The sequence below is a fragment of the Pedobacter sp. 22226 genome (assembly GCF_052045455.1).
Classification (GTDB): Bacteria; Bacteroidota; Bacteroidia; order Sphingobacteriales; family Sphingobacteriaceae; genus Pedobacter; species Pedobacter jeongneungensis.
In genome coordinates, this window is the sequence record NZ_JBQEPB010000007.1 from 97,232 (window position 1) to 110,444 (window position 13,213).

13 protein-coding genes are annotated in these 13,213 nt (G+C 40.2%); 8 read left to right on the plus strand and 5 right to left on the minus strand.

Annotation, left to right across the window (positions count from 1 at the left end; all coding sequences use genetic code 11):
• Nucleotides 1-47 precede the first annotated feature (47 nt).
• Entirely contained in the window at nucleotides 48-911 is an 864-nt protein-coding gene (locus ACTJKC_RS16765) for a DMT family transporter (RefSeq protein WP_440793676.1), read from the minus strand.
• A gap of 513 nt (nucleotides 912-1,424) precedes the next feature.
• Here ACTJKC_RS16765 and ACTJKC_RS16770 point away from each other — a divergent pair.
• Nucleotides 1,425-3,560, plus strand: coding sequence for a DPP IV N-terminal domain-containing protein (locus ACTJKC_RS16770; protein ID WP_440793678.1), 2,136 nt, complete (start codon nucleotides 1,425-1,427; stop codon nucleotides 3,558-3,560).
• 89 nt (nucleotides 3,561-3,649) lie between these two features.
• Complete coding sequence (locus ACTJKC_RS16775) at nucleotides 3,650-4,321, plus strand: epimerase (RefSeq protein WP_440793680.1); 672 nt, start codon at nucleotides 3,650-3,652, stop codon at nucleotides 4,319-4,321.
• A gap of 78 nt (nucleotides 4,322-4,399) precedes the next feature.
• On the opposite strand, the gene ACTJKC_RS16780 is transcribed toward ACTJKC_RS16775, so the two are convergent.
• Nucleotides 4,400-5,173, minus strand: coding sequence for a M57 family metalloprotease (locus ACTJKC_RS16780; RefSeq protein WP_440793682.1), 774 nt, complete (start codon nucleotides 5,171-5,173; stop codon nucleotides 4,400-4,402).
• A 326-nt stretch (nucleotides 5,174-5,499) separates the two neighbouring features.
• Between ACTJKC_RS16780 and ACTJKC_RS16785 the strand changes: the two genes are divergently transcribed.
• Both ACTJKC_RS16785 and ACTJKC_RS16790 read left to right on the plus strand, forming a co-directional pair.
• Nucleotides 5,500-6,024: a DinB family protein gene (locus tag ACTJKC_RS16785; RefSeq protein WP_440793684.1), complete on the plus strand. Its 525-nt coding sequence runs from the start codon at nucleotides 5,500-5,502 to the stop codon at nucleotides 6,022-6,024.
• Nucleotides 6,025-6,069: 45 nt separating this feature from the next.
• Nucleotides 6,070-6,309, plus strand: a complete 240-nt coding sequence (locus ACTJKC_RS16790; RefSeq protein ID WP_440793686.1) for a phage tail protein — start codon at nucleotides 6,070-6,072, stop codon at nucleotides 6,307-6,309.
• A gap of 53 nt (nucleotides 6,310-6,362) precedes the next feature.
• Here the strand turns inward: ACTJKC_RS16790 and ACTJKC_RS16795 are convergent, their stop codons facing one another.
• A complete protein-coding gene (locus tag ACTJKC_RS16795; protein ID WP_344852434.1) occupies nucleotides 6,363-6,542 on the minus strand; it encodes a hypothetical protein in 180 nt (59 codons plus the stop codon).
• A 236-nt stretch (nucleotides 6,543-6,778) separates the two neighbouring features.
• Nucleotides 6,779-7,480 (minus strand): SAM-dependent methyltransferase, encoded by a 702-nt coding sequence (locus ACTJKC_RS16800; RefSeq protein ID WP_440793688.1) that lies wholly within the window; start codon nucleotides 7,478-7,480, stop codon nucleotides 6,779-6,781.
• A 281-nt stretch (nucleotides 7,481-7,761) separates the two neighbouring features.
• Between ACTJKC_RS16800 and ACTJKC_RS16805 the strand changes: the two genes are divergently transcribed.
• Complete coding sequence (locus tag ACTJKC_RS16805; RefSeq protein ID WP_440793690.1) at nucleotides 7,762-9,462, plus strand: DUF6600 domain-containing protein; 1,701 nt, start codon at nucleotides 7,762-7,764, stop codon at nucleotides 9,460-9,462.
• A gap of 469 nt (nucleotides 9,463-9,931) precedes the next feature.
• Here ACTJKC_RS16805 and ACTJKC_RS16810 read toward each other — a convergent pair whose 3' ends face one another.
• Nucleotides 9,932-10,555 (minus strand): HAD family hydrolase, encoded by a 624-nt coding sequence (locus ACTJKC_RS16810; RefSeq protein ID WP_440793692.1) that lies wholly within the window; start codon nucleotides 10,553-10,555, stop codon nucleotides 9,932-9,934.
• Nucleotides 10,556-10,633: 78 nt separating this feature from the next.
• On the opposite strand from ACTJKC_RS16810, the gene ACTJKC_RS16815 reads away from it, so the two are divergent.
• The 3 genes from ACTJKC_RS16815 to ACTJKC_RS16825 all read left to right on the plus strand — a co-directional run bounded on the left by ACTJKC_RS16815 (nucleotide 10,634) and on the right by ACTJKC_RS16825 (nucleotide 13,207).
• Nucleotides 10,634-10,861, plus strand: coding sequence for a YtxH domain-containing protein (locus ACTJKC_RS16815; protein ID WP_344852439.1), 228 nt, complete (start codon nucleotides 10,634-10,636; stop codon nucleotides 10,859-10,861).
• A 65-nt stretch (nucleotides 10,862-10,926) separates the two neighbouring features.
• The gene (locus ACTJKC_RS16820; protein WP_440793694.1) at nucleotides 10,927-12,327 is read left to right on the plus strand and encodes an MBL fold metallo-hydrolase RNA specificity domain-containing protein; all 1,401 of its coding nucleotides are present in this window, start codon (nucleotides 10,927-10,929) and stop codon (nucleotides 12,325-12,327) included.
• Nucleotides 12,328-12,520: 193 nt separating this feature from the next.
• On the plus strand, nucleotides 12,521-13,207 hold the full coding sequence (locus tag ACTJKC_RS16825) for a class I SAM-dependent methyltransferase (RefSeq protein WP_440793696.1): 687 nt from the start codon (nucleotides 12,521-12,523) through the stop codon (nucleotides 13,205-13,207).
• Nucleotides 13,208-13,213 lie beyond the last annotated feature (6 nt).

A 13,213-nucleotide genomic window follows, 5' to 3' on the forward strand; every position in this document is an offset into this window, starting at 1 on the left:
CAATATACCCAAAAGCGCAATCAGCACTTTTGGGTATTAGATTCTAACTATTTTCTGATCGAAATAAACGTTTGTAAAATAACAGATGTCATTACAAAAGCTAAACCGATATAAAAAGATAAATTCAGCTCTTTGCCCTCGTTAAAAAATAAAAAAGCCAGTATAATGGAATATACAGGTTCGAGGTTGAAACTCAGGTTTACTGTAAATGCAGAAATCCTTTTCAAAGATTCGGCAAACAGAATGTACAGGCCAACGGTGCAAAAAGAAGCCAGTAAAATCAGGTAAGCTGTATCTTTCCAATTTGGAATGATGCTTTCAACCGGAAAGAAATGCAGATAAACCGGAAGTAAAATACCTAAACCAATTGTTCCGCCAAGCATCTGGTAATAGTTGATCAGCCTGCTATCGTACACCTTAACCAATCTTTCGTTATAAATTGTATAAAGCGCAGCAAATGCTGATGATATCACGCCTAAACCAATTCCCAGTTGAAAAGAAGAATCGAAATGAAAAATCAGGGCTATGCCGAAAAGGGTGAGCAAACTCAATAAAAGTTCGGATAGGTTAAATTTTTGCCTGTTAATTAATGGTGAAAAAACTGCAGTGAAAAAACTGGTTAAACAATAACACACCACACCAACCGAAATATTCGAGTATTTGATACTGGCGTAAAAAAACACCCAGTGTACAGTAATAAACATCCCGATTTTAGTGATATGAAACTTTTCTTTGAACTTAATATTGGTTGCAACCTTAAACAGTTTTAAAACCAGCAATAAAATAATAGCCGAGAAGAATACCCTATACCAAACCAAAAGACCTTCGTTAAGGGAAATAAGTTTACCGAAGATGCCGGTAAAACCTGCAAGTATTACCGCAAAGTGTAATACCAGATATGATTTTTTCATAAAAAACTAGCTGTCGTCCCCAGTAGGGCATAAATTAATAAATAAATTGTTTAGGCAAAGTTTAAGTACCGGTAATAAACCAGCACCATGCCATTACATAGCAATGCTATTTATTAAGGTGTTGGAGGAGGAAGACAGCTCTTTCTGTTCATGTCTGTTGTTTATGCTAAAGTAGTAAATTTAATTGAAAAAGCGTGGGCGTTTGGCGATAAACGTTTAAAGTTTGTTTCTTACTTGTGTTAATATTCAGATGTCAGATGTCCGAAAGTCCGAAGTTTGGTTGTATCTTAAGTAGCCGCCCAGCTTTGCACCCTCTATGGATTCTCTCTGTGTCCTTTGCGGTAAAAATGGAAAGTAAATCAGTCGGAGGTCAGATGTTCGAAAGTCTTAAGTTATGACGCAAATAGAATCGCCCTTCGCTCAACGCCCCACGCTCTCCGCTCCAATTTTGTATCACGATTAATACCAATCATTTGCCAAAACAGTATTATTTTTATCGCAAGATTAACTAACATGATAAATAAATATTGGCTTACTGTAACGGCTTGTACTTTAGCCATTACAGCAAATGCTCAGCAAAAAGCTTTAACCGTAAACGATTACGAAAGAGCAGAAAGTTTTATGAGCTATAATACCGCAAAGTACATTGACAATGCCAGCGGGCAGCCCAACTGGCTTGAAGGTGATAAATTTTGGTACAGTATCAAAAACAATGGCACCGAACAAACTTTTTTGGTAGATCCGGTAAAGAAAACCAAAATCCCAACTACCGATTATAAAGGCGGCGAAATGCCATCACGACGCATGGGAGGCCGCAATGAGGTTTTATCTCCCGATGGCAAAAAAGCCATTTTAATTAAAGATTACAATCTTTTTATGAAAGATGTGGCCTCCGGCAAATTAACACAACTCACTACCGATGGCATTAAAGATTACGGTTACGCCACCGATAACGCAGGCTGGAAACACAGCGATGCGCCAATTTTACGCTGGTCGCCTGATTCGAAAAAGATAGCCACTTTTCAGCAAGATCAACGCAATTCAAAAGATATGTACCTGGTAACCACGAATGTGGGCGCGCCGGTATTAAAAGCCTGGAAATATCCTTTGCCGGGTGATAAACAAATCGCGACCATCAGAAGGGTAATCATTGATGTAGAAAATCCAAAAGTAATTTCACTGAATATTCCTGCCGATCCGCACCGCGCAACGTTAAGCGATGATATTTCGAGCAGCGGTACTTTTGATGATATCGATTGGAAAGCCGACGGCTCAGAAGTGGCCTTTTTGTCCACCTCCCGCGATCATAAAAACGAAAAATTCCGTATTGCCAATGCCACCACAGGTGCGGTCAGAGAAGTTTTCGAAGAAACCGTAAAAACACAGTTCGAGTCGGGTCAGGGCGCGATTAACTGGCGCTATCTTCCGGCATCGAAAGAAATCATCTGGTACTCGGAAAGAGATAACTGGGGGCATCTTTATTTGTACGATTCCGGTAGTGGAAAATTGAAAAACCAGATTACCAAAGGTGATTTTGTGGTTTCGCGTTTGGTTAAAGTGGACGAAAAATCCAGAACTCTATATTTTTTCGCCAATGACCGCGAAAAAGGTAATCCTTATTTCAGTTACCTGTATAAAATTGGCTTCGACGGTAAAAATTTAACCCTTTTAACACCAGAAGCCGGAAATCATCAGGTGGTATTTTCTCCGTCTTTCAGGTATTTTGTAGATAGTTACTCACAACCAGATGTGCCGCCTGTTACCGTATTAAGGAGCATCGATGGAAAACTGATCAACACGCTAGAAAAAACAGATGTTTCGAGATTAACCGCTACAGGCTGGAAAGCACCAACCCCGGTTTCACTTAAAGCTAAAGATGGTAAAACTGATATTTATGGTTTGGTTTTTACGCCAACAAAAATGGATGCCAGTCAAAAATATCCGGTTATCGATTATATCTATCCTGGTCCGCAGGGTGGTAGTGTGGGTAGCTGGGCATTTGCCGCATCGCGTGGCGATAACCAGGCTTTGGCCGAACTCGGCTTTATTGTAGTGGTGATAGAGGGAACCAGCAATCCTGACCGTTCTAAAAGCTTCCACGATATGAGCTATGGCAATATGGCCGAAAATACTTTGCCAGATCAGATTGCTGCCATCAGACAGCTTTCGGCAAAATATCCTATTGATACTACAAAAGTTGGCATCTGGGGGCATTCTGGTGGTGGTTTTGCTACTGCTGCGGCCATGTTCCGTTATCCCGATTTCTTTAAAGTAGGTATCTCCGAATCAGGAAACCACGATAACAGAAACTACGAGGACGATTGGGGCGAACGCTATAACGGCCTGGTAGAAAATTCAGATTATGAAGCTCAGGCGAATCAAAATTATGCTAAAAACCTTAAAGGAAAACTGATGCTGGTGCATGGTTTAATGGATGACAACGTGCCGCCATATAATACACTATTGGTAGTGGAGGCGCTTGAAAAAGCCAATAAATCATTCGACCTGGTTATTTTTCCAAACAGTGCCCATGGTTATGGTGCTTACTCACCTTACATGATGCGTCGCCGCTGGGATTATTTTGTCCAAAACCTTTTAGGGGCAGAACCTCCAAAAGATTACCAGATGAAAAGTCCAACATCAAGATAATTTCTAAGAGCAGCTTTAACCGGTTGCTCTTTTTTTATATTATAGTAAACAATGCCCGTTCCTGTCGGTTTATTTTTTAAATAATTATCATGGGAAAAACCAGAGATCAGAATAACGTTATCATCACCGGTGCTACCGGGATGGTTGGCGAAGGCGTATTGATGAAATGCCTGAATAGTCCCGAAATTAACAGCGTATTAGTCATTAACCGCAAACCATGTGGTTATGTTCATCCAAAACTCAAAGAAATTATTCATTCTGATTTTTTCGATTTTTCGAAAATAGAAAGTGAGCTAACCGGCTATAATGCCTGTTTTTTTTGCTTAGGGATAACTTCAGTAGGCGTTGATAACAATACCTACTACAAAATGACCTATACCCTCACCATGCATGTAGCGCAAACATTAAGTAAGCTCAATAATGATATGACTTTTTGTTATGTTTCTGGCGGAGGAACCAATGAAAACGGCCGTTTGAAATGGGCACAGGTAAAAGGCAAAACCGAAAGCGATTTAACAAAATTACCTTTTGAGCAGGTTTTTAATTTCCGCCCGGGTTTTATTAAACCATTGCCAGGGCAGAAATATGCACATAAATTCTATAAGTATATTAACTGGTTATTTCCGGTTGGCAGGGCCATTTACCCTGGTGGTTTCTGTACCATGGCCGAGCTGGGGCAGGCAATGATTAACACCTTAAGCCATAACGATGAAAAACGTGTTTTGGAAGGGAAAGACATCATTGCTTTAGCTAAAGAATAAGCTCAGGTATCGTGTAGATACCCGAGCTCATCTTCAACTGGTTAAGGATTTGGTTTAGGTTAATTGATTATTTTGGGTTTAATATAAGGCAGCTGTTGCGTCTTTATCTTTTTGCGATAATACTGTAGCACCCGAATTGCATTGACCACCATTCATCAATGATGAGGCATCAGTTCCGGGAACGCCAGGTACATTTGTTGCTGTAGATTCGCCTTGGGCAGACCAGTTGGTATGTCTGAAAGAAATACAGTGACCAAATTCGTGGCAAATGGTTCGTGCACGTTGGGCAAAAGAATTACCTGCTATAGCCGATTTATTAATGCGTACAAGTGCTCCTGCACTACCTCCCGATGGAAATTGTGCCTGTCCGCAGGTTACGAATCCCGGAGATGCAGCTAAAGCTTCGTCTTTAATTAAAATATCGTAAGGGGCTGTGGTTACAATACTAAAACGCAAGGTAGAATTTGGTACACCATTCCATTGAGCAATTGCACTATTGATCTCGCTGCTCATAGATGTCATAGATGGATCTACAAAAATCCTGATGTTCAGTTTTTTTGTTGCGTTTACAATACTACCGGTATAATATTGTTCGATTTTTGTACCAACACCATCAGCAGGTATTTGCATGTTTTTAGGAAACAAAATATCTTCTTCTACAACAAATTCACTTCCGTTATCTACGATACTCGATGCAGGGAAGCCCAGATCTTTAATATACTGCAAAACTTTGTCGGCATTTTTTACAGTTTCCTGTGGTACTGTTTGTGCCGATTCCTGGTTTTTTTTACAGGCTGCAATTACCATTGCAACCATCGCAACGATAGCGATTCTTTTTAGATTTTTTTTCATGTTTTGTTTAGGTTAGTTAATCCTTAAGTGCTGATGAAACAAATGTAACAGAACGTGTTACATAAATTTTGGCCTATATCAGAATTTTACACGAAAACTTAATTAGTATGTGTTGTAATTATTTAAAATCTTATTTGTATTTAAAAATTTACGTCAACTATCGTATTTCAGGATAATTTTTTTGTTAAAAAAGAGTTTTGCAATGCATTTTTTGCCTTAATAAAAGAAGTAAACAGTGGGCAAAAAATATTTTTTAATCTGGTTTTACGCTGCCATAGGGTTGTCAGTGCCCGGTGTTTTCTTTGTATAACTAAAACAAAAAAGATATGGTACAAGAACAATTATTCGCAGAAACAACGGACGAAACCTCCCTTGTTTATTTGATGAAAAATTATGCTAACTACAATTTCTGGGCAAATTTGACCTTGATAAACTGGTTAAAAAAACATCCGCAGCAGTTACTGGAACAAGAAGTGCCGTCGAGTTTTAAAAGTGTAAAGTTAACCCTTGCGCATATTTTACAAACACAGGAATATTGGTATTCTATCCTTGCCAAAACCGAGTTTGAGTTTCAGGAATATGGAAGTTTAGCTGATGTTTTTAATTCATTATTGAAGCAGTCAGAAAATTTGGCTGTTTATGTTACTGCTATTGGAGAAGATAAGTTTAATGAGAAAACAGAAATTCAGAGTCCGTGGTTTACATCCGATTTCCAGAATTTTGAATATGTATTGCATGTTTTTAACCATAGTACTTATCACCGTGGTCAGATCATCACTATGTGCCATAATTTAGGCATTACAGGAGCACCTATGACGGATTATAATTTCTATAATGTAATGGCGAAATAAGAATTATTTGCTTATTTAGTAGTATTAAACACTAAATAAAACGCTATGGATTTAATGCTGGGTGCTATAACCCTTTTTGCCGGTGATTATGCACCGGTAGGATTTGCTAAATGTGATGGCTCGCTGCTGTCCGTTACTAAAAATATAAAGTTGTTTTCTATCCTCAAAACAAGGTATGGTGGCGATGGCATGTCGAACTTTGCCTTGCCTAAACTTCCGTCAGTAGAAGGTGCAATATATATCATTGCTACAGAAGGTGTTTATCCCGGACATCCTTCGGATTAGTAATTTATGATTAACAAAAAAGGTGATGATCACGCGATCACCACCTTTTTTTATTATTTCTTATTGTCTTGTTTCCTTTGATTGTCTTTATTAGAAGTCTGGTCAGACCGTTGCCCGCCGCCATTGGTTATACCCTGGATTTTTTTATCCGTTTTAACATCATGATTTGCACGATCTGCTATTGAACTGCCCTGAACCGTTGGATTGTTTTTTGGTGTGCCTGTATTTTTCATAACTGTAAAATTTAGGTGAATAATATTGCAGAGCGCTGTATTAACAACCAACGTGATGTTGGATATGTTTTGATTTTTTGAAAGTTGTGGTAGTCAAATAAAATCTATCTGAAATAGATCTCTCCGTTCCGCTTCGCTCCAGTCGAGATGACGGAAGCGTGGAAGTTGCAAAACCAGTTAACCAATTTAAACAGTTAACCACCAATGAACTAATGACAAGTAAACGAATGAACCCCTTAATACAACAAAAATATAGTTGGCTGTTTGTGCAGGTCTATCTCCTCTTTGCGCCAGTTATAAACGCTCTGGGTTTTAATAAATTCATTTTCTGCTGTGAGGTTACTGGCTACACAAACCTGCGTGTTGGGTTTGCAGCTTTTTAATACCTCTTCGAAAAGCTGGTTATTACGGAAAGGGGTTTCGATAAAAATCTGAGTTTGTTTATAACGGCTTGCCGATAAATCCAGGTCTTTAATTCTTTTGGTACGCTGCTCCTTGTCGATAGGTAAATATCCCCAGAAAGCAAAACTCTGTCCGTTAAAACCCGATGCCATTAAAGCAAGCAAAATTGAACTTGGGCCTACCAATGGAACCACTTTAATACCGCGTTTATGTGCTTCAGCTACAATATCTGCACCCGGATCGGCAATGCCCGGGCAGCCTGCCTCGCTCATTAAACCTACATCTTTCCCGGCATTAAGCTCAACAAAAAACTGACCCAAATCGGTACGGTTATGTTTGCCGTAATCATGTACGATCAGATCTTTTTGAGGGGTTTTTAATCCCGCCTCCTTTAAAAACCGGCGTGCAGTTTTACTGTTTTCTACTATGTAGGTATCAATCTGGTTAATGGTATCAACCAGGTAAGGAGTAAATGTTTTGTGTGCTACCTCTTCTGCCAATGGTACGGGAACGAGGTATAAAGTGCCTTTTTGCATGTTACAAAAATACTCACAATAAATAGAATTTAAGTTCTAAACTTTAGGGTACTGGCAATATAATCTCTTTTATAAGTAAAGGTGTAGCAAATTTTATTTCTAACTGACTAATTTTCTGCACAATTAAAACGTACTTAAAACGTTAAATATTAGTTAAATATGCCTTCCGGGGCAATATTTAAAGGAAAACGCAAAAAACTATGCTTGCATATTAAACCATCTGCATTTTTGGTTCTCTAATTGATACACACACATTAGGTTATTAAAAATAAAACACACAAATGAAAACACTGAAATCTACGGCACTTGTGCTGGGGCTCTTTGCGCTCCTTGCCGGAACCACAACCCTTGTCAGGGCACAAGACTATCAAAACGATTACCAGGATGATGGTTACAGCACTGGCAATGTTTCTTTACAAACTTTTTACGACGAACTTTCGCCTTATGGAACCTGGATTCAGGATCCGCAATATGGCTACGTTTGGCGTCCGGATGTAGATCAAAGTGATTTCCGTCCATACTATACAAACGGACGTTGGGCCATGACAGAATATGGCAATACCTGGGTTTCCAATTACGATTGGGGCTGGGCACCTTTCCACTACGGCCGTTGGGTAATTAACAGTTACAGACAATGGATCTGGTTGCCTGATACCAATTGGGGACCGGCATGGGTTGACTGGAGAAGTGGCGATGGTTATTACGGCTGGGCACCAATGGCACCAAGCATCAGTATTAATTTAAGCTTTGGCCGCCGTTATGTAGTGCCGGAATTCTGCTGGAATTTTATTCCGCAGCGTAATATTTATATCAATACTTTCCCACGATATGATTATGGCCGCAACAATGTGTATATCCGTAACACAACCATCATCAATAATACTTATGTGTATAACAGAAGAACTTATTATGGCGGACCACGGGTTGAAGATATCAGACGTGCAACCAACAGGGATGTAACTGTTTATAGGTATGCTCAGAGTTCAAGACCTGGCGCAAGCAGGGTTGGAGGAAGAGAGGTTTCTATTTACAGACCAAGACCAGAGCGTAATGTGGATAACCGCAGTGCTGCACCTAAAAGATTTGAGCAGGGCAATGCGGGTTTCAGCAGAAGTGGAAGAAATGAAGGTTATACCAACCGCGATCAGAGAGGTGGTAATCCAGGCAATAACGATAACCGTTTCGGATCAAGGGATAACCGCAATGCTACACAACCTGATAGAAATAATGGCAGAGATAACAACCAGCCAAATAACAGGGGCGAAGCTTACAACAGGGATGCAAACGGACGTGTTAGCCGTGGAGGAACCAATGGTATTGATAATGGCAACAGACAGGATAATGCCAACCGCGGTCAGGATCAGCAACGTTTAGAGCAGATGAGGCAGCAGCGCAATCAGGATCGCATGAGCCAGGATCAGCAACGTACGCAACGTGATGTTCAGCCACAACGAGGTGCAGATGATCAACAACGTGCGGCTCAAATGGAGCAACAGAGAGCCCAGCGTAACGAACAGATTCAACAACAACGTTCACAACAAGCCCAGCAGCAGCAACAAGAAAGGGCTCAGCGCGATGTACAGGCACAGCAACAACGTAATGAGCAGATGCAACAGCAACGTGCACAACAGGCGCAGCAGCAACAGCAGGAAAGGGCACAACGCGATGCGCAGGCACAGCAACAACGTAATGAGCAAATGCAGCAGCAACGTGCACAACAGGCACAGCAACAGCAGCAGGAAAGGGCACAACGCGATGCGCAGGCTCAGCAACAACGTAATGAGCAAATGCAACAACAACGTGCACAACAGGCACAACAACAGCAACAGGAAAGAGCGCAGCGTGATGCTCAGGCTCAACAACAGAGGGCTCAGCAACAGCAGCAACAACAACAGAGACAAGAACAAAGAAGATCGGAAGCTCCGCCTCAACAAAGAGGTGGTGGTGAAAGCGGAAGACCATCAAGAGGTGGTAGAGGATAGATGGAAAAGTCCCGATGAAAATCGGGACTTTTTTGTTTAAAAGATCTTATCGCTTAACAGCAAGGATGTATGGAGTTATTAAATCTTTGAGTTTGTAAATTAAGGATCAGTAGTACTTCTGAAACGGCAATCCCGTTATTCGCTATAGCTCCGATAAAGGATCGGAGGCTGCCGCTGCTACCGGGTTTAGAAACAAAGGGTTGTGCAGATAAGTACCCAGCCAAAAATAGCACCGCCTGACGAGCCAACCAGACCCGGTTGGAGTGAACACGTAATCCCAGTTTTTCACTGGGATAAGTAAAACGGAAAGCGGGAGAGGCTTAGATAGTTGCAGAAAATTGCTCTCCAAAAAACTACAAATATTGTTGCTTAATAATAGGAATTAGCGATAGGTGATTTAATTTTTCATCCTGATATGTTAACCTTCGACTTCGCTTGGAGTGACAGTCTATGAAAAATATGGTTTAAATTACTGACCCACCGCTGCATGTAAATTACTCAAATCATTCCCTCTAAATGTACTTTCTGCATTTGGGTGCAAATTTCCTGGATCGAGTAAAAAAGTGCTGATTCCCAGTTCCAGTCCGTACCTAATTTCTGAATCAGCATCATCGCCAATAATTAAAATGTCGTTAACGTTAAGATTGTGCTGATCGATCAACTCTTCAAAAACGTCTTTCTTATTATTAACAGAAACATCCACAACACACACCTCCTCAAAATCACCGGCAATGCCCAGCATTTTAACTTTCGATACCTGTTGTTTTTGAAAGCCTGCTGTTACAATAAATTTCCGCCCCTTCAGGCTTTTGATATAATGGTAATCATCACTGGGTTTCAAAGGCTTGCTTACTTCGCGGTTTTCAAGGTAAGAAAGCACTTCGGGCATTACTTCTTCCCTAAAACCATATTTTTTAGCCACTTTTAAAAAAGGGGTTCTTAGCATATCCTGTTTGGCGAGCTGAAAGTCTTCGTTACTGATTCCTAAATCCAGACTTTCTAAAAAGCGATATAATTCACCCATTAACTGTTCTTCGTTCGGCTTTGTAAAATAAATGGTATTGTCGAGATCAATAAAAAATATACTTTTCATTGTGGATTGGTTTTTGTAAGATGAAAAAAATAAAACACCTGTGGATTAAATATGTTTAATAAGTAAATCACTAAGATCATGAAAAAAGAGACAAAAATTATAGTAGGCGTATTAGCCGGAGCAGCACTTGGTGCAACCATCGCATTGGCATTATCATCAGATTCTACCAGCGATCTTAAAAGTAAGGTAACAGACTTTTTTGCTGATCTTTTAGATGCCTCGAAAGATAAATTAGCAGGATTGGCCGAGAAAGCCACCAGTGTTGTGGATAAGGTTAAAGATAAAGCATCAGAAATAAATGCTTAAAGAATTGGAAGTGCCGGAAATATCTGGCATTTTTATTCTAAATATTTTCTAACCAACATTTCTAGATGAACATTGCTTTTCATGGAGCCGCCCGTACAGTTACGGGGAGTAAGCACCTTATTACCTTAAAAAACGGTACCCAAATATTATTAGATTGCGGATTATTCCAGGGGATGGGCCGCGTTACCGATAAATTAAACGATTATTTTGGTTTCGATGCCAAAAAAGTTACCTACCTCGTTCTATCCCACGCGCATATTGATCATTGTGGTTTATTGCCCAAACTGGTTGCAGAAGGTTTTGAAGGCAAAATTTTTTGTACTTCGGCCACGATGGACCTTGCCCGGATACTGATGATGGATTCGGCAAAAATCCAGATGCAGGATACCGAATACGCTAACCGCCACCTCCGCCATGGAGAGGAAATGGAAGAAGCGCTTTATACGGAAGAAGATGTTACCAGAACATTAAGTTTGATGAAGATTGTGGAGTATGAAGAAAACTTTGAAATTGAACCTGATATACATTTGAAATTTACCGATGCCGGCCACATTTTGGGCAGCGCTGCGGTTCATCTTACCATCACCGAAGATGGGAAACCAACACGTATTACTTTTTCTGGTGATGTGGGCCGTTATGGCGACCTGCTTTTAAAAAGCCCGCAACAGTTTGATCAGGCCGATTATATTTTAATGGAATCTACCTATGGTGATTCGTTGCATAAAGACCTCGATCCGATTGAAAATTTGCTGTTGGAGATCATCACCAATACCTGTAAAGTAAAAAAAGGCAAAGTAATTATTCCCGCTTTTGCCGTTGGCCGCACACAGGAATTGCTTTATGCTTTAAACGGATTGGAACTCAAAGGCAAATTGCCTGATGTGCCTTATTACGTAGATAGTCCGCTATCATCAAAAGCGACCGAAATTCTTAAAAACCACCCTGAAGTGTACAATAATGGTGTTAAGGAAATTTTAAAAGTTGATCATGACATTTTTGCTTTTAAAGGGCTGCGTTTTATTGAAAGTGTAGAAGAATCGAAAGCTTTAAATGAAGATCCAAGGCCATGTGTAATTATTTCGGCATCGGGTATGGCAGAGGCTGGCCGGGTGAAACACCACATCAGAAATAACATCAGCAACCAGAAAAATACGATTTTAATGGTGGGTTATTGCGAACCAAATTCGCTTGGCGGTAAATTAATTGCCGGACAAAAAGTAGTTGAAATTTTCCGCGATGAATATGAAGTAAAAGCGGAGGTGCGTTCTATAAAATCGATGAGTGCACATGGCGATTATGAAGATTTACTGCATTTTTTATCTTGTCAGGATCCGGCAAAGGTGAAACAGTTGTTTTTGGTTCATGGTGAATACGAGGTGCAGCAGCATTTCGCTACAAGGTTAAAAAATACAGGTTTTAAACATGTTGCTATTCCCGAGTATCATCAGGTATTTGAGCTGGAGTAATATAAACTAAGCGTTGGTCCGGATTTGTAATCCGGACCCATGTACTCCAGATTTTTAATCTGTTTTTGTAAGGATTGAAAATCCTTAGTTCTCAAGTCGGGATTACAAATCCCGACTAACTATTCCTTGCCCCGTCCACCACACCTCATCCATCTTACATCGTCCATCATCCTTTTTCCCTATCTTTGCCCCCATGGATGTTTTTGGTAAAGCGCTAACAGATATTTACAGAACAGGCGAGGCAGATACCCTTTGGCTGCATAATTCGTACGGCGAACCTGAAGAAATGCCTTTAGAGTTTTTCTTCCGTGATGATGAAGACATGCCGGTTTTAGAATTGCAGGCTTTGCAGATGTGCAGTGGTAAGGTATTGGATATCGGTGCCGGCGTTGGCAGTCATGCCCTGCTTTTACAAGCTTTTAACATTGATGTTACGGCTATCGACATTTCTGAGGCTGCGGTAAATATCATGAAAGATCGCGGCGTTAAAAAAGCATTTGTACAGGATATTTTCACCTATCAGGAGAAATTTGATACCATTATTATGCTCATGAACGGTATTGGCCTGACGGGAACATTGCCCGGATTCAAAGATTTTCTAATCAGATTGAAAGATCTCATTAATCCCAACGGGCAGGTAATTTTCGATTCTTCGGATATCGCTTATTTATACGAAGATATGCCAAAACCGGAAAATCAATATTATGGTGAAGTATCTTACCAGTACGAATATAAAGGGGAAAAAGGCAATTGGTTCAACTGGATTTATATAGATGAAGAAACCATTAAAAGCACTGCAAAAGAAACAGGATGGGATGCTGAACTGATTTTTGATGATGGAGAAGATCAGTATTTGGTCAAATTGACTTTAGCCCAATAATCTAAA